Genomic DNA, 15,635 nt, shown 5'->3' with positions numbered 1-15,635 from the left:
CGATAAGTGTCCTCCATGGCGCCACCGCGTCGAGTAAGATTTTCGCCTCCTTCGAGTCGAGCGTGCCGAAACCGTGAACCAGCAGTAGATCGGAGCGAGGAGATCACGGGCTTCGACGTTCCTGCGCCCCCTCGCTCCAATGGCGCGCGGCGTGCGTGTTGGCTGCAGTGCAGCAATCTCGCTCGGCTGGGTATCCCCCACGTCGGTCATTCTCTTTTATGGCGGTGCTGAAAGAGGAATATTTGTGGCCGTGCGGAAGAAGGAGTACCATAACTTCAACTTGCACTGCCGGGTGACCTCGTCCTGCCCTGTTAGGGAGAAACGATGGGTTACGCAGGTGCTGTAGCTCCCCATCGCTAGTTACCCATCCCTAGCCTCGGCTTGGCTCGCGCCCAGGAGTGGTGGAGCGCGCCGACTGACACGGGCGCGGTTTGAGCTATGGTCAGAGCCGGCTGCCATGACGGGTGTGCCCCGGGTATCGACGTATTCTATCGCGGCCTGAATAACCGTCTTTGGACAAGCTGGGGGCCGGACCAACCAGGAGGCCAGTTTTGCAGCGCGCCTGCCGACCTAGGAGGCGAGGCTTTTACATACATTGGCGCCCACCGCAGTCGAGGAAGCAGGCTAAGGCATTTTTAGCGCCAGCCTGCAAAAGCGGCTTCCACGTTGCAATGTGGTTGCCCCGGACGACTTGTCAGGAGGAGACAAACATGCGGTCAGAACGAGAAATTTGCACATCATCCGTCACACGACGCGGGTTCTTGAAGCAGGTGGGCGCCGCGGCTGGAGCTGCGGGTTTGGCGCCGGCGGTTTCGTCGCCGTTTGTGTCTAGCGCTCTTGCACAGGCCAAGACACTCAAGATCCTCCAGTGGAGCCATTTCGTGCCGCAATACGATAAATGGTTCGATGGTTTTGCAACGGAGTGGGGCAAGAAGAACGGCGTCACCGTAACTGTTGATCACATCCCGCATCTGGAGCTACCGGCGCGCGCCGCGGCCGAGATTTCTGCGGGAGCCGGACACGACGTTTTTGCCTTCAATGGATCGGGCGGCCCGCACCTGTACGAAAAACATGTCGTCGATCTCACCAGTCTCGTCAGCGAGGTGGAGAAGAAGCACGGCAAGGTCCAGCCGATCGGTCGCCAGATCGCGTACAACGAGGGTACGAAGGTCTGGAGCGCCCTTCCGGCCTACTACATCCGGTTCCCCGGCCTTTACCGGAAGGACCTGTGGGACGAGATCGGGATGAAACCCGATACTTGGGAAGATATCCGCGTCGGTGGGGCCAAGCTGAAGGCGAAGGGCACCCCGATTGGTATCGGGCTTGGGCACTCCGTCGACCCGAACCTCTCGTACCGCAGCATGTTGTGGAGCTATGGCGCGTCTGAATGCGACGAGACGGGCAAGCGCGTCACCCTCAACTCGAAAGAGACGCTCGAGGTCGTGAGGCTGATTCGCGCCCTTTATAAAGAAGCCATGGAACCGGAAGTCTTGTCCTGGGACGATGCCAGCAACAACCGGTATCTGGCGTCCGGTCGAGGATCATGGATTCACAACCCGATCTCCGCATACCGGTCGATACAGAAGTCCAGCCCCGAATTGGCCGACAAGATCTACGTCTGGAAGACGCCGGCCGGCTCTGTGCGTAGGCTGGCGAGTGGAGCGCCCAACTCCTACGTCGTCTGGCGTTTCGCGCGCAACAAGGACACAGCAATCGAGTTCCTGCACTACTGGACTGACAATTGGGTTGCATCCTTCGAGGCGAGCACGGGCTACAATCATCCGCTGTTCGAGAACATCTTGCCCAAGCCCATGCCGATCTTGTCAAACGACCCGACCTCACACCCAGCCGACAAGCTGCAGGTGCTGGAGACCGCCAATGAGTGGCACGCTACTTATGGCTATCCGGGACCGGCCGGACCGGCCTCGGACGAGGTCGCGGACAATTTCATCCTCGTCGACATGATGGCCAAGGCCGCGACCGACAAAGCGACGCCAGAGGAAGCGGTCGCCTGGGCGCAGAAAGAGATCGAGCTGATCTACAAGAAATGGTCGGCGGTATGAACCGATTCGAACAGCGGGGCGGGCGGGTAGAGCTGCTCGCCTCGCGAAACGTTGATACCGATCGGGCAAGGCAATTGCAGCCTGCCGGCCGCGGAGGGCTTTAGGTCACTGCTCAAGGCACAGAGGAAGTCCAGATGGCCGCGGTGGTTGCCAAAGACATCAGAAAGGATTTCGGTGACGTCGCTGCCGTCGATGGTGTCAGCTTATCAGTCGGCGACGGCGAGTTTCTGGTGCTGCTCGGTCCATCGGGTTGCGGCAAGACCACCTTCCTGAGGATCATCGCCGGTCTCGAGCGGCAAACGTCCGGCGACGTCCTGATCAACGACGAAATCGTCAATGACATCACGCCGCGCGCACGTGGCGTCGCTATGGTGTTTCAGAGCTATGGCCTCTATCCGCACCTGACTGTCGCCAACAACATTGCATTTCCGCTGAAGACGCAGGGTACGCCGCAGCCCGAGATCAAGCGCAAGGTCGATTGGGCGGCTGGCCTGCTCGGCATCGATCGCTTGCTTCACCGGCGTCCCCGCCAGCTTTCGGGAGGCGAGCGCCAGCGTGTGGCGCTGGCCCGCGCGCTCGTACGCAATCCAACCGTGTTCCTGCTGGATGAACCGCTGTCCAATCTGGACGCGAAGCTACGGGCAAGCGCGCGCAGTGAGCTGAAGCAGCTCCAGCAGAAGGTGGGAACGACCACCATTTACGTCACGCACGACCAGGTCGAGGCCATGGGCATGGGCGATCGCATCGCGGTTATCGACTACGGCAAGCTCCGACAAGTCGGAACTCCAAGCGAGATTTACGACCACCCCGCCGACGATTTTGTCGCGAGTTTCCTCGGCACCCCGCCCATGAACCTGGTCGAGCATAACGGTGGACTGTTGGGCTTTCGGCCGGAGCATTTCCTGCCGCGGGAGATGCTTGACGGAGCCGCTCTCTCCGAGCTGCCCTTCCGCATCGATCGCATGGAGTATCTCGGATCGGAGCGTATCTTGTACGGCGCGTTGGATGGCTTCCAGGCGAAGCGCGAAGTCACGGCGAAGCTGCCGGCCCACGTTCCGCTGTCTGGCATCCGCGCCGGTGAATGGCACAAATTTGCGGTTCGGGAAGCCGAGCTGCGCTATTTCGACCGGGACGGTCGGCGTACCGTCAGCCCCAAGGAGCAGGCTCGATGAGCGCGATCGCCGAGGCAGCCGCGCCCCGCCGGCGGGCGCGATCGCGGTTTACGTTCGATCGGCTCGAGGTGCTCGGGCCGCTGTTCATCCTCCCCGCGATCCTTTATGTCGTCGTGCTCGTCGGGCTGCCATTCCTACTTGCCCTATATTACAGCGTCAGCGCCTACAGCATCTTCAATCCGAGCTACGCGTTTGTCGGGTTGAAGAACTTTCGCGAGGTCATCGACAGCGAGATCTTCCGGCGGACGCTGGCCAACACCCTCATCTTCACGATCAGTGCCCAAATCATCGGCCTGCTGCTGGGCAAGATCGGCGCTATGCTCCTCATGCAGGAGTTCCCGGGGCGCCGGCTTGCCCGTGCGCTTATCGTTCTGCCCTGGGCAGTACCGGTGTCACTGGCGACGCTGGCCTGGGTGTGGATGTTCGACTCGCTCTATAGCGTCATCAACTGGACGCTGATCGCGGTAGGATTGATCGATGCGGCAAACCGGCCACAGTGGCTGGGGCAAGAAGATTTGGCGATGATTGCCGTGGCGGTCGTGCATGCCTGGCGGTTATTTCCTTTCGGCGTCGTGATCTTCCTTGCCGGATTCACGTCGGTTCCGCAGGATGTGCTCGATGCCGCCACGATCGACGGTGCGGGCTTCTGGCGGCGCAACTATCAGATCATCCTGCCAATCATCGCCCCGATCATCATGATCGCTGTGATCTTTGGCACCGTGTTCACCTTCACGGATCTCAGCGTCGTCTATTTGCTGACGAAGGGCGGACCGATCAACAGCACGCAGGTGCTCGGCTCGCTGGCGTTTCAGGTGGGCATCCTCTCGGGCGATGTCGCTCACGGGGCGGCCATTTGTTTGTTCCTGTTCCCCTTCCTCTTGGTCGCGGTGATCTTTCTCTTGCGGTCGCTGCGGCGGCGGGAGATTTGACATGCCGCGCCTTGCCGGAAAAGTAGTTGGGCAGAGTTCGTTTTATGCCGCGGTGGTTACTTTGGTTGTATTCGCCGCGTTTCCCTTCTATTGGATGCTGATCACCACTTTCAAAACTGACGGCGACCTCTACAATCTCAAGTCCATCCCTTATTGGTTCAACGCGCCGCCGACGCTCGAGCATCTCAATTATTTGTTTGAAGACACGCTATTCGTGCAATGGCTGTCCAATTCCGCCCTCATCGGGCTTTGTGTCGTGGCGATCACTCTTCTCGTGGCCCTGCCAGCCGGCTATGGACTAGCGCGCATGCCGGGTCGTAGCGGCGAAAATCTGAGCATCGGTATCTTCCTGACCTATCTGGTGCCGCCGACGCTTCTGTTCCTGCCTTTAGCACGAGTCGTTACGTTGCTCGGATTGCAGGACAGCATGTGGGCTCTTGTCGTCGTCTACCCGACTTTCACCATCCCGTTCTGCACCTGGCTGCTCATGGGCTTCTTCAAGTCGGTGCCGCGAGAGATCGAGGAGGCCGCAATTGTCGACGGCTGCACTGTCGTGGGGGCATTCGTGAAAACGGTCCTTCCTCTTTCGGTACCTGCCATTCTGACCGTAGTGATCTTTGCGTTCACGCTAACGGTGCAGGAATTCGTGTACGCGCTGACCTTCATCTCCTCTTCCAGCGAGAAGCCTGTTACTTTGGGAGTCGCGACGGATTTGATCCGCGGAGATATTTTTTATTGGGGCGAATTGATGGGCGCGGCGCTCATTTCCAGCATCCCGGTGGCGATCGCTTATAATCTCTTTTTGGACCGCTTCATCAGCGGCATCACAGGCGGCGCGGTCAAATAATCGGCCATTTTCGTGCTGCGCCTTAGCATGCACGGTCAGAGCCGGTTGGCACTTCGCAAAAGTGCCATTTCCAGCCCATGCACCGCAGCAAGCAGCTCTATTCGATCGGCTCGTCCGCGCGGGAGGGCAGCATCGTGACACGGTGAGACCAAGCACCTTTGCGGTCTTCAAGTTGATGATCAACTCGAACTTGGTCGGCCGCTCGACCGGCAGGTCGGCAGGCTTCGCACCCTTGAAAATCTTATCGACGAAGACAGCGGTGCGACGCAGGGCGCATCAGCGCACCGGCATTTCGTTCTCGATCCAGGCGGTCAACGAAGCGTGCTTGGGCGACCAATCCAGCTCCGCCCGCGCGCGCCTGCCACGCACCCGGCTGTTCGAGCCCAGCGAATAGACGGCGTGGCCGAAGCCCAGCGCGGCGATGGCGTCGTCGATCGGCCAGGGCTGCGGCGCGCCGAGACCGAGGCGCCGGGCGATCGCCGCTGCGGCCTCGGCGAAGGAGGCCTCGCCGTTCTCGACATAGTAGAAGGCACCGGCCGGGGCGCGGGCCAGCGCCAGCGCGTAGAGCTCGGCCATGTCCTCGACATGCGCGTTCGACCAGATGTTCCGGCCGCGCCCGACATGGCGGACGATGCCGGTCTGCTGCGCCTGCGCGACCAGGGTCGGGATCTGCACGCTGTCGGGGTGCAGCCCCCGACCGGTGCCGTAGATCAGGCTGTTGCACAGGACGACGGACCGTAAACCGCCGCCGGCGGCGCCGATGATCAGCCGGTCGATGGCGACCCGCGCCGCCTTGCCCGGCACCGGCACAATCGGCGTGTCCTCGTCATAGATCCGGTCCGAGGCCCAGTCGCCGCGGGCGTCGTCGGCCACCACGCTGGTGCCGCTCGTGTGCAGGAACGGCTTGCCGCTGCCGGCGAGGGCTTCAAGGAAGGCGTCGACCGCGGACCGATCGTCGGAGCTGGCGGCATTGATCACCGCATCCGCCGACTTCGCCTCCTGCGCCAGCAGCGCAGTGTCCGAGAGATCGCCGAGCACCGGCTCGATGCCGAGCGCCTGCAGCCGCGCCGCCTTCTCCGGCGACCGCACCAGGCCGCGGATCCGATGGCCCGATGCCTTCAACCGGAGGGCGACGGTGCCGCCGATAAAGCCGCTGGCGCCGGTCAGGAAGATGTTCATGCCTGTTGCTCCCTACATGCCCCCAGTCCGGTGCAAGACCGGAAGGGCTGATAATTCGGCTTCCCGGTCGCGTGAGCGCGCCGATTGTTGCCATCTCTTCCGATGAAAGCTCAAAGTCGAAGATCGCGGCGTTGTTCCCGATGCGATCGATCTTGGTGCTCCGCGACAGCGCCACCACCACACCGCCATGCGCGCAGTAACGCCGCAAAGAACAGCGTGCTCGATATGTGGCGAACTTTAGATTCACGTGACTAGACGCACGCGGGATCGAAGGACCGCGCCCCTCCCCGCATTAGGCGTCAAAGCAATTTTAGTCGGCGAACTGACTTCATCCCGGGTTTGGCGCCGGCCCGTGACGAATTGAGTCATGTTGCCTTCCGAAGGACGTCTGTCAGCCGCGCTTGCACGAGCGCCTTTCAACGTCTCAGAAACAGGCCGAGCCCGTTGCTGTTGAGATATTGGATCGTCAGTTCGTGTGCCGGCTCGTTACCACTCCGTTCGAATGTGATCGACGACAGTGAACCATCCGGTTCGTTCTCGCTGGAGGGGCTCACCGAAAACACGTCACCGTTCCAGTGTGTCAGCACGTATGGCGTGCCCGAAAGTCCGATCTTCAGCTCCAGATGGCCATTCACCTGAAAGATCTCGGCATTGCCGAAATAGGAGCTGGCATAGGTACCGACATAGGATGAAAGCTTTGCCGTCGGCGCTGGAGTGGTGGAGGGCGATTTGCCGACGAGATCGCCTATCGGCGCCATGAGCCCCGCCATCGCCACGCTATAGACAGCAAACCAATCCCGCGTGATCATGCCGAACTGGACAAGATCCGTGAAGGAGGCGCCGAGTGCCTCCGCTGCACCGCCCGGTCCCGCGTTCGTCAGCACGACGATGCCAACCCCGGCCGACGGGATTATTGCGTAATGGGTCCCGGCCCCCATCGCGAAGGCACCGGAATGACTGATCATCGTGCGGCCTGCCGGTGTGATTCCAACGCCGAATCCGTACCCGTAGAAGCTAGGCCTTGCGTCGACCGCGGAGGAGTGGCTCGAAATGACCTCGGCCGTCACGGCCGGAAGCAGCGCATCTGCTGGAATGATCTGCCGACCTTCGAATTTGCCGTTTTGCAGCACCATCGCCACCCAGCGGGCGAGATCATTTGCCGACGAACTGACGCCGCCGGCCGGCGACTGCGGGTCGGGCAGACGTTGATACTTCGGCTGAAAGCCGGCGCCGACCTTCACATGCCCAAAAGCGCGATTCGATCGCCTTTCGAAATCAGCGAAGCGTGAGCTAGTCGCGGTCATGCCGAGCGGCTTGTAAAGGACATCTTCGGAAAGGTTTTCCCAGCCCTTGCCCGATGCGGCAGCCACAGCCTCCGCCGCCGCCGTCAGGCCGAAATTTGTATAGGCGTAAGTATCGCGGAAGCCGTGGAGCGGCAGCAGACGTAGGCGTTCCAGCACGGTTCGTCGGTCATAGCCGAGATCTTCCAGATCATCGCCGGCGTGCTCCGGCAAGCCCGAGCGGTGGCTGAACATATCGGCAATCGTGACATGCTGCGTAACCCAGGGATCACCGAGCTTAAACCAGGGCAAGCGCGCGACGAGAGGCGTTTCCCAGTTGATGATGCCCGCGCCGACTTGATGAGCCACCACGCTGGCCGCAAGGGATTTCGAAAGGGAAGCGATCTGAAACACGGTATCTGCGTCGATCGGCTGGCTCTCGGTGATTTTTCTGACGCCAAAACCCTTCGCGTAGACCGTTTTGCCATCTCGCACCACCGCCACCGCCATGCCCGGCACACCGCTCCTCTTCATGACGTCGCTCGCGAGCGCGTCGAGGCCAGCGATAGCCTTGTCGATCTGGTCCTCGGATATGGGCACGCCGGCGATCTGAGGCGGTGATGTGTCGGCAAGGCTTGGTATCGGCGCGGCAGCCCAAATAAGACATAAGGCAACTAACTTGGCGGCAATTACGCTCCTGCCCGGGCAAAATACCGCAATCGACTCTGGCAAGGACATGATGCGGCACTCCCCTGTTGCAACGCCCCATTGAAATGAACAGCGGCCGTTGTGGCCATGATACCGCTCCAGCCTAGTCAACCTCTCCGGCAAGACAACCCATAATTGCTGACCGCATTCGATGTGCCAAATGGCTTGTGCGAGGTCGGTTCTGACCGCCAAGCGGAAATCTCTCGTGACCCTGGCTGATACGCCGACGAGGTGATCGAAGCCGAGATCAACCCCAGTCAGAATGTCTCTTCCTGGGCCCAAAGCTGCTGATTTGACTTGGTCGGCATTCGCTTCGGCTGCTGGAGGGACACCGCTCGCCCGTAGCACTTTGGCCGTCCCATCTTGCGGAAATCCATTGCGTGCTGTACTGCTTTCTGAAGAATTAAGTACAAACCGGACTTAGAGCCATGGTACGCAAGGCAAAACCCGTTGAAGCTGTCGCCTATATGCGTACCAGCAGCGCCGCAAACGTTGGCGAGGGCAAGGACAGCGAGCGCCGCCAAAGGCTAGCCATCGCAGGCTATGCTAGAGCGGCGGGTTACGAGATCGTTGATTGGTTTTACGACGCTGCTGTTAGAGGCGCCGATCCGGTCACGGCTCGGCCTGGTTTTTCGGCCATGCTCGATCGGATCGCCAGCAACGGCGTCCGCACAATCATCGTTGAGAGCCCGGATCGCTTCGCCCGAGACTTGGCCGTACAGCTCGCCGGCCATGACTACTTGAGACGGCTCGGTGTAATGCTGGTGCCCGCCAGCGCCCCGGACTTCTTCGTCGAGGATACGCCGACAGCCGTGCTCGTCCGGCAAGTTCTGGGCGCCATAGCGCAATTCGACAAGGCCACAACCGTCGCGAAATTGCGGGCTGCGCGTGACCGCAAGAGGAATGAAGTCGGCAAGGTCGAAGGCCGCAAGAGCTACGCCGAGAAGAACCCCAAGCTGGTGAGCAGCGCCCGCGAGCTGAGCGACCAACGCCCGCGGCTATCATTGCGCCAGATCGCCGCCGAGCTTGCATCTCAGGGATTCACCACGCCACTCGGAAAAGCCTATTCCGCCTCCGCTATCTCGTCGATGCTGGATGGCCTCGCAGACGGCGCGCCTAAGCGCGCAGGGTCGAAGCGTGGACGTCCAGGGAGGCGAAGGTCTTGACCGAGATCTGGCCGGTGCCAGAAATAGCTATAAGCCTCTCGCCGGTGCAAGCACCAAAGCGAATGGTCCGGCCCTAACTGCCCTGCTCTTCCCGTCTTCACCCCGCACGGGCCGGGACGTAGCTTGCCTATGACCTACCTTTGGTGCGCGGCAGAATGGCGACAATTTGGGTCGGACACGACCTCATTTGCGAGCGCGGTTAGCCACTAGGTGTGGGTATAGCTCACGGATCAAGTTGCTGTGGGCCGCTTTACGTCGGCAAATTACCCAAATAAGTTCCGCCTGCGTACTGGTGGCTTGAAATCCGCTAGTGCGCAGTGAAGGCAGCAGAGGTAGAACGGCTTACGCCGGGTGGCTCCAAAAATAACCGCTAGTAGCAACACCGGGTCGCTCCTGGTGCGGTGGGAATATTGGGGGTCAGCACCTCTGCTGCTGAATTTCAACCACCCGGCACCAGCCGGTTCGGCGCAGAGGGCTGAATTTGCGGACCTTGGTATTCTCCGTTCTCGTCGGGCTCGCCCCGACTCTTGGCGCGTGCGTCGGATCAATCGTCGGCGATGCCATTGCCGGCCCTGAGAAGCTTGCCCAGCAAGACGACGCCTATTGCCAGTCTATCGGCGCCCGATTCGGAACACCTGCATATTCGAATTGCCGGCTGATCCAGCAGCAAACCCGCGAAGCACGGCACGCACATAGGCTTGGAACTGCTGCGGCCGGCCTTGCGATTGCAGCGTCAGCGGCCTCACCGCCGTCCCCGACCACGCGCTGTCAGCGTCTCGGGCCAGAGGTCATCTGCAACACACGCTAACTACTTTGCGCTGTCGCTGGCGCGTGGGCCGCTCTGCCGTTGGATAGTTACTTGACTAGGAGGGCGAGATGGTTCCCGAACTGTTCACCTTCAAGCTCTTCGACACCGCCGAGGGCGAGCGCGAACTCATAGGCATCGTCAACGCGGCCGACATGGGGGAGGCTCTTCAGAAAGCCGTCAGCTTGCTGGCGCGACACCAAACAACCTCGCGGCTCGAGGTCGAGCGCACCGGCAGGTGGAACGGTGATGACCTCGGGCACCTCAGCCGGGCCGCCGAGCTTCTCGCTTCGCGCGTCGTCGAGAGCACCATGCTGGCATCGGAAACGCGCCTCACATCTATTCGCTCGAACAGATAGCTGAATGCCTGCGCAGCGGTGACGCTCCTGATCGCTGCGGTGTGCATCGGAAATCAGGGCCACTTGAAATGTGGGATCGAGAATGAGCCGCCTCTTTCTTCTGCGTCTTCTTGTGCTCTTAAACTTTGCCTGTTGGATAGGCTTGTTTCTCGTAGCTTGGCCAACTAGGCACGCGACCCCGCCGCTCGTTGCCCGAGTTGAGCGTTGACTGATAGGCCAGATCGCGCTGCTCTGACTCGGACGAACATCCGGGGTAGACCGAGAGCCAGAACCCTCCGCCGCGCATTCGGAAATTCGAAGCCGGCAGGAGTCTTGCGGGTATCCCGAGGCTAAGCCGCGCGCCGTCCCGAGCCGCCGCGGTGCGTCATCACCGGCTCCGAACTGGTCTGGCCCGGTGCGTCCAGAACAGCCACGTGATGGCTATAGACCATCTGCCAGCCTTTCCAGCCCGTGAATAGCAGGATGCCGACGACCACGAGCGAGAGAATCCAGCCCCACGGTCTTATTGCAGCTTCAGCGCCCTGACCATATCGGAGCAGAAAGTTGATGAGCGCGATGATGACCGCCGTGAGATTACCGAACATATGATACCAGGCATCCTTCAGTGCCCGGATTCGCGGCTCGCCAAAGAAATCGGTAAAGCCAGCAACTGCGGCGAGAAGCGCCATCACGACGCCCGCGCCGATCAGCCACATCGAGGCTCTCGCCCAAAAACCGTCGCCCGTCCCCATAAACGCGAGGTCCGTGACCAACGCTCCGACCAGGAAGGCGACAGGAAATGGGATCAGCATTGGATGTAGCGGGTGAGTGCCGAGCTTTGCTGTGCTGACAGGATTGATGCTCATAGGGGACCTCCATCTCGAAGCGATCTGCCGGAACAATATCCGCCAATCCTGCTGGTTCCTGACAGACGTCGGTGCGGTGCACTAATTTGGCTCTTTCGCAAACATCCTCGACCTTGGTACAGCCGGCGCAGCTCTTGCGCAGGTGATGCCGGTCACCTTGGCCTCAATGAGCAGCTTGTCGACACGGAAGCGGTGGCAGCTATAGGCGATCCATTGGGCGAGGCCCAATAGCGCATGCAGCGTTTGTCGTACTGCGCTTTGGTCTCACCATCGGGACAATTTGCCATCCAACTCGCAATGCTTCATCAAGGCCCCAATGAGCAAGCGCTCGCAGTCATTTTTATCGCGTCAGACGAACTCAGTGGTGCTTCTGCATACCCTTTTTGGCGGGCGCAGCTCGATTTCCGCGAGCACCCTCGCCAGCTTCAGCTCTTCCGGGCGAGAGAAGCTCTTCAATGCAGGCATCAAGTTGTTCATCTGTCATATTCTCGAACTCGCTCGGCCTGCCAACCTCCTTGCGGCCAATGAACATGCCCAACTCTTTACCAAGTAGCTCCAGCGCGCGGTTCGCAACACTTCCCTGGTACTGGTACTCGCCCTGCTCTCCTCCCTCTTCGCCCCGCACGGGCCGGGCTTGCAGCGCACGCTCAACGTTCTCGATCAACTTGCCTATGACCCACTCTTTCGTCACCGCCAGCTTCTCTACGGCCTTCTCGGTGGCTTTCGCATCCGCCCTTTCGCGCTTCTCAAGCAACTCGGATAACCGGGTTTTTATGGGTTGCGTGCGGGCTAGAGCGGAGGCGTTGTGCCTATTGGCTTTGTAGCCCGCCTCTACGTACGCCCGAGCAGCCGAGCATCCTTTCGCCAACTCCTGGGCGACGCGCTCATGTTTGGGGTTTTTAAGCGTTGGCATGGATCGTTCACCGTAGTAGCCGTCGCAGTGGCAGCCTTCCCCGCGAGAAGACATTACCGAAAACAGCCTTACAAATTTTCAAAGACTGATCAGGTGGTCCGCAGCCTCTATTTGCTTGCCCACGTCCACCACCCACCCCCTTTTTTTGGTACAGCTCGCGGATTACATTGTAGGCCCGATCGGTCCGCTTCGGCAGTTTGGGATCGAATAGCTCACCCGGCCACGATGTCGGTGTCTGCCAACTTCGCATCACTGACATACAGGGTGTGGATTACCCCGTTTTTGAGAATTGGCTTCGCCGTGACCTTCAAGGGCAGATTGCGATCCAGTGACGTTGTATAGACGTTGCTTGGCATCGCTAGTGCAGGGTCGGTGATCTTCCCTGAAACGATACGATTATCCGGCACCAATTTCAAACGACAAGCGCCATTGGTCTTGAAGACGCCCTCAACGAAAACTTGGTGTTCAGCGGTGTCGCCGAGTTCAAGCGGCTCTCTTGCCCGCAATACCTCCGCCGCTGGCTCGTCAACCATCGGTCCAACCGCGGCGAGCCTATCTGCAATTGGCGAACACTGTGGCCAACGGGAGCTGGTAGCTCGCGCAACGGCGTCCGGTATTCGGCAACCAGCCGTTCAATCATACCTTGCATCCACGCCTTGTCCTGCATCTGGCCGGCGTGAACCTCTCGGCTAAACTCCATCTGCTGCGTAGCCAGGTCGTGAAGTTTATCCATAGCCATCCCGGCATCCGTTTTCCGACCAAGCGCGGTCTTGATCACTACGTCGAAGATCCGTTCGACCAGGACGCTGCCAAGCTTCAGCAAGATCGGATGAAACATCGGCATTGCGCCGTTGTTCATCACCGCAATGATTTCCTGCAAAAGCCCGTTTTCTTTGCTTGGCCTGACGTAGAAATTGATCTTGTGCCTCTTCGGAGACGCAATTTCGGCGAAGAAAAGAAGGTGAACTATATCGTTGCCGATACGGGCGATGCTGGCTACCGATCTACCGAAGTGGTTGGCATCAACAAGATGACTGTCAGCAAAAAGGCCCGTGTACCTGATCGGTACAGGTTCAAACACTTGGTCGTCCATAATTTTCCCCTGCGAAATGAGCATTACACAATCGAGGAAAATTGCAACCGTCGCGGGAATTTGACCCATTTTTCGTTCGACTGATGTCAAAAACGCCACTTTCGAAAGCAAGGGCGGTTCAACACCCGGATTCCGACGTGGTTTCGCTCTGGTGATCTGAGGGACTATCGACACCGGCGTCGGTATTCGGACGGCCAATACCTGATCCGGAATCTGTAACGGTCAATTCTTTGACGAGGCCAACGTGACAATACGGGCGACGGCATTTGCAATTCATTGTGGCCGCCGGGACGGTGATCAATGCCATCTTTTCCGCTTCTCGCGGTTCACTTGGGCCAAAAAATTCGACGGCCGCAGATTGCCTGCTGGTCAATTGTTCAAGGAATGCTTGGTGCATTGCTCCAATTGGTAAGGCCCGCATTTCCTTGATCATGCAAACCATGAAATGTGAAGCGCTAAGAATGGGAGCCCTTCATTAAGAAAGCGAATTGCTAATTGCGCATCGACCAATTCAATTCCTGTTCGCTCGGGATTCCAATGGCTCATGATTTCCCTATGGTCGGGATTGACCGTCAGTAGCTCCTCCGGGCGAATTGAGGCGAGTTTGTCGGTGAATAGATTGCCCCGATTGCCGCAATGACGTCTCGCCCATTCCCATCGGACTTGTTCGGCTTGAGCGAGGCCGGCTAACCACATGGATATCCCCCGATTTGATCAGCCGGGCCCGTGGCGCGGTGAATCGCTGACGGCGCCATCAGCCTCCACGCACGACGGCGTGTATCTCGTTGGCGATGCAGAACGGGCGGCCCCAGTGATGCCGGCGCAAGAACATGAGCAAGGCAAAGTCGTCCGGTCCTTCATCATGATGTTGTCGATCTCAGTGAAGTAGATTTTCACGTCGATCCTTCCATTGCGGGTGAAACCATTGATCGGATTAAGGTTCTTCGACTTTGTACCTACATAATGGAGTAGGTTCCTTCCCCCTTCTCCCCCCGCGGGGGTTATCCTATCCGGGCTGCGTTCGGCCCTGTTGATAGTTCTGCCCACGCTCGGCTCATCGCTGCTGCTGCGGCCACCGCGTGGCGCTGCAGCACTACTAAGCTGTCATGAACCGGTAGCCCTGGTGTTCCGTCGGTGTTTAGAATCTTCAGCGCGCGCATCATGATGTCGGAGTCTCGGCGCATCAGGCGAATGCCTGCGTCGGAGCCGAACGCGCCGGCAATAGGGTTGTGCTTGGCGCGGACAGCGAGAATGACCTCGGCGGCCCTCGGCCTGTCGTTCGGCGCTGAGAAGCCCGTGGCCTGGCTGAGCGCACCGATTGCGCCCTGCGTCGTCGCGGCATTGAGCGCGATATTCACGGCCAGTTTGACGTCGACGCGTTGCCATCCTGGAATCGCATATGGATCGCCCGCCGGCATCGGCGTGTTGGCCTCGTTGTAGAGCATGGACAAATGCATCGCGCGAAAGTCGAGTTCGGCCGTCGTCATCCCGTTGATTATGATGCGCTTGCGCCACTCCTTCGGAATATTTTGGTACCAGCCGTAGGCCCTTCCGCCGAGCTTGAACGAGCTGCGGGCGAAGATCCGCCGCACCGGATTGCCTGGCACCGGCCGGACGAAGCTTTGCGCGCCGTCGGCACCGGTGAAGACCATGTGTCGGCCTCGCCAGGCCACGCCGTCGACCTCGATTTTGATCGACGAGAGCATGCCATTGACCTCGCGCAGTTCTCCGCGCAGACGCGCGGTCATGGCGGTGTCTTGGTAGCCGATGCTGTCGCCGTTGGCGTCGCGTAGCACTATCGGGTCACCGGGGCTATGGTTCAGCGCTTGCGGTCGACTTCGCCAAACGCCCATCAGCTCGTCCGTAGCCTCCAACCAAGATTGCCAGCCGCGATTTCCGGGAGGAACGGGGTAGTCTCGAATTAGCCCAAGCCTTTCCGCTTCAGCTACGCTGCGCAAAACGCGGCGATAGCTCCAACCCGTGCCGTGATATCGGCCGATGCCGGCATAGAAGTCTTTGGATCGAGAATACGAGACCGCGCAGCAGTCCTCAGCAGCCAAGCATGCCTCGGTGAGCAGTGACTCGAGCGCGCGATCAGCCGGGGCTAACCCAAGCGCCTCGGATAATCCGCTCGAACGCCAGTGGAATCCTAGCGGCCGGTCACGCTCGGTCTGGCTATCCCAATAATACGCCATCGCTGGCCCTCAGATTGAGAGGGCGGCTCACAGTGCGCTTGCTTTGTTTGCACACAAATGGCATGATCGAATCCTTCCAAA

Annotated in this window: 13 protein-coding genes and 3 pseudogenes; 7 read left to right on the top strand and 9 right to left on the bottom strand. The window is 59.8% G+C overall.

Annotated elements, in window-relative coordinates:
• Nucleotides 1-671 precede the first annotated feature (671 nt).
• The 5 genes and pseudogenes from ACZXDY_RS20940 to ACZXDY_RS20920 form a co-directional block, all read left to right on the top strand.
• Nucleotides 672-830, top strand: a pseudogene (locus tag ACZXDY_RS20940) (twin-arginine translocation signal domain-containing protein); the annotation flags it as partial.
• Between the two features lie 51 nt (nt 831-881).
• The gene (locus tag ACZXDY_RS20935) at nt 882-2,063 is read left to right on the top strand and encodes an ABC transporter substrate-binding protein (RefSeq protein WP_464346795.1); all 1,182 of its coding nucleotides are present in this window, start codon (nt 882-884) and stop codon (nt 2,061-2,063) included.
• Between the two features lie 134 nt (nt 2,064-2,197).
• Nucleotides 2,198-3,235: an ABC transporter ATP-binding protein gene (locus tag ACZXDY_RS20930; protein ID WP_464346790.1), complete on the top strand. Its 1,038-nt coding sequence runs from the start codon at nt 2,198-2,200 to the stop codon at nt 3,233-3,235.
• Complete coding sequence (locus tag ACZXDY_RS20925) at nt 3,232-4,164, top strand: carbohydrate ABC transporter permease (RefSeq protein WP_463331218.1); 933 nt, start codon at nt 3,232-3,234, stop codon at nt 4,162-4,164. The genes ACZXDY_RS20930 and ACZXDY_RS20925 overlap by 4 nt, the downstream gene beginning before the upstream one ends.
• A gap of 1 nt (nt 4,165) precedes the next feature.
• Nucleotides 4,166-5,011, top strand: coding sequence for a carbohydrate ABC transporter permease (locus ACZXDY_RS20920; protein ID WP_456645154.1), 846 nt, complete (start codon nt 4,166-4,168; stop codon nt 5,009-5,011).
• Between the two features lie 276 nt (nt 5,012-5,287).
• On the opposite strand, the gene ACZXDY_RS20915 is transcribed toward ACZXDY_RS20920, so the two are convergent.
• The 3 genes and pseudogenes from ACZXDY_RS20915 to ACZXDY_RS20905 form a co-directional block, all read right to left on the bottom strand.
• A complete protein-coding gene (locus ACZXDY_RS20915; RefSeq protein ID WP_456645155.1) occupies nt 5,288-6,190 on the bottom strand; it encodes an NAD-dependent epimerase/dehydratase family protein in 903 nt (300 codons plus the stop codon).
• 416 nt (nt 6,191-6,606) lie between these two features.
• A pseudogene (locus ACZXDY_RS20910) lies at nt 6,607-6,852 on the bottom strand (serine hydrolase); the annotation flags it as partial.
• 195 nt (nt 6,853-7,047) lie between these two features.
• Nucleotides 7,048-8,208 (bottom strand): annotated as a pseudogene (locus ACZXDY_RS20905) (serine hydrolase domain-containing protein); the annotation flags it as partial.
• 398 nt (nt 8,209-8,606) lie between these two features.
• On the opposite strand from ACZXDY_RS20905, the gene ACZXDY_RS20900 reads away from it, so the two are divergent.
• Nucleotides 8,607-9,344 carry a recombinase family protein gene (locus ACZXDY_RS20900; RefSeq protein ID WP_464346789.1) on the top strand — a complete coding sequence of 246 codons (738 nt, stop codon included), beginning with the start codon at nt 8,607-8,609 and terminating at the stop codon, nt 9,342-9,344.
• 876 nt (nt 9,345-10,220) lie between these two features.
• Nucleotides 10,221-10,508, top strand: a complete 288-nt coding sequence (locus tag ACZXDY_RS20895; RefSeq protein ID WP_463331221.1) for a hypothetical protein — start codon at nt 10,221-10,223, stop codon at nt 10,506-10,508.
• Between the two features lie 329 nt (nt 10,509-10,837).
• On the opposite strand, the gene ACZXDY_RS20890 is transcribed toward ACZXDY_RS20895, so the two are convergent.
• The 6 genes from ACZXDY_RS20890 to ACZXDY_RS20865 all read right to left on the bottom strand — a co-directional run bounded on the left by ACZXDY_RS20890 (nt 10,838) and on the right by ACZXDY_RS20865 (nt 15,554).
• A complete protein-coding gene (locus tag ACZXDY_RS20890; RefSeq protein WP_463331222.1) occupies nt 10,838-11,353 on the bottom strand; it encodes a DUF2231 domain-containing protein in 516 nt (171 codons plus the stop codon).
• A 358-nt stretch (nt 11,354-11,711) separates the two neighbouring features.
• Nucleotides 11,712-12,266, bottom strand: a complete 555-nt coding sequence (locus ACZXDY_RS20885; protein WP_464346788.1) for a terminase small subunit — start codon at nt 12,264-12,266, stop codon at nt 11,712-11,714.
• A 212-nt stretch (nt 12,267-12,478) separates the two neighbouring features.
• Entirely contained in the window at nt 12,479-12,682 is a 204-nt protein-coding gene (locus ACZXDY_RS20880) for a DUF7947 five-stranded beta-barrel domain-containing protein (protein WP_464346787.1), read from the bottom strand.
• Nucleotides 12,679-13,470 carry a DUF7946 domain-containing protein gene (locus ACZXDY_RS20875; RefSeq protein ID WP_464346786.1) on the bottom strand — a complete coding sequence of 264 codons (792 nt, stop codon included), beginning with the start codon at nt 13,468-13,470 and terminating at the stop codon, nt 12,679-12,681. Before ACZXDY_RS20875 ends, ACZXDY_RS20880 begins: the two co-directional genes overlap by 4 nt.
• A gap of 318 nt (nt 13,471-13,788) precedes the next feature.
• A complete protein-coding gene (locus tag ACZXDY_RS20870; RefSeq protein ID WP_464346785.1) occupies nt 13,789-14,055 on the bottom strand; it encodes a hypothetical protein in 267 nt (88 codons plus the stop codon).
• A gap of 305 nt (nt 14,056-14,360) precedes the next feature.
• On the bottom strand, nt 14,361-15,554 hold the full coding sequence (locus tag ACZXDY_RS20865) for a hypothetical protein (RefSeq protein WP_464346784.1): 1,194 nt from the start codon (nt 15,552-15,554) through the stop codon (nt 14,361-14,363).
• Nucleotides 15,555-15,635: the final 81 nt, after the last annotated feature.

The sequence above is a fragment of the Bradyrhizobium sp. LeoB3 genome (assembly GCF_055456055.1).
Note: the sequence above shows the minus strand (reverse complement) of the source record. Positions and strands in the feature narration are given on the sequence as shown.

Bases quoted from the DNA above. Each gene is read 5' to 3' on its own strand.
- ACZXDY_RS20865 (WP_464346784.1), bottom strand. From the start codon at position 15,554: ATGGCGTATTATTGGGATAGCCAGACCGAGCGTGACCGGCCGCTAGGA.
- ACZXDY_RS20915 (WP_456645155.1), bottom strand. From the start codon at position 6,190: ATGAACATCTTCCTGACCGGCGCCAGCGGCTTTATCGGCGGCACCGTC.
- ACZXDY_RS20895 (WP_463331221.1), top strand. From the start codon at position 10,221: ATGGTTCCCGAACTGTTCACCTTCAAGCTCTTCGACACCGCCGAGGGC.
- ACZXDY_RS20885 (WP_464346788.1), bottom strand. From the start codon at position 12,266: ATGCCAACGCTTAAAAACCCCAAACATGAGCGCGTCGCCCAGGAGTTG.
- ACZXDY_RS20920 (WP_456645154.1), top strand. From the start codon at position 4,166: ATGCCGCGCCTTGCCGGAAAAGTAGTTGGGCAGAGTTCGTTTTATGCC.
- ACZXDY_RS20925 (WP_463331218.1), top strand. From the start codon at position 3,232: ATGAGCGCGATCGCCGAGGCAGCCGCGCCCCGCCGGCGGGCGCGATCG.
- ACZXDY_RS20930 (WP_464346790.1), top strand. From the start codon at position 2,198: ATGGCCGCGGTGGTTGCCAAAGACATCAGAAAGGATTTCGGTGACGTC.
- ACZXDY_RS20900 (WP_464346789.1), top strand. From the start codon at position 8,607: ATGGTACGCAAGGCAAAACCCGTTGAAGCTGTCGCCTATATGCGTACC.
- ACZXDY_RS20890 (WP_463331222.1), bottom strand. From the start codon at position 11,353: ATGAGCATCAATCCTGTCAGCACAGCAAAGCTCGGCACTCACCCGCTA.
- ACZXDY_RS20870 (WP_464346785.1), bottom strand. From the start codon at position 14,055: ATGTGGTTAGCCGGCCTCGCTCAAGCCGAACAAGTCCGATGGGAATGG.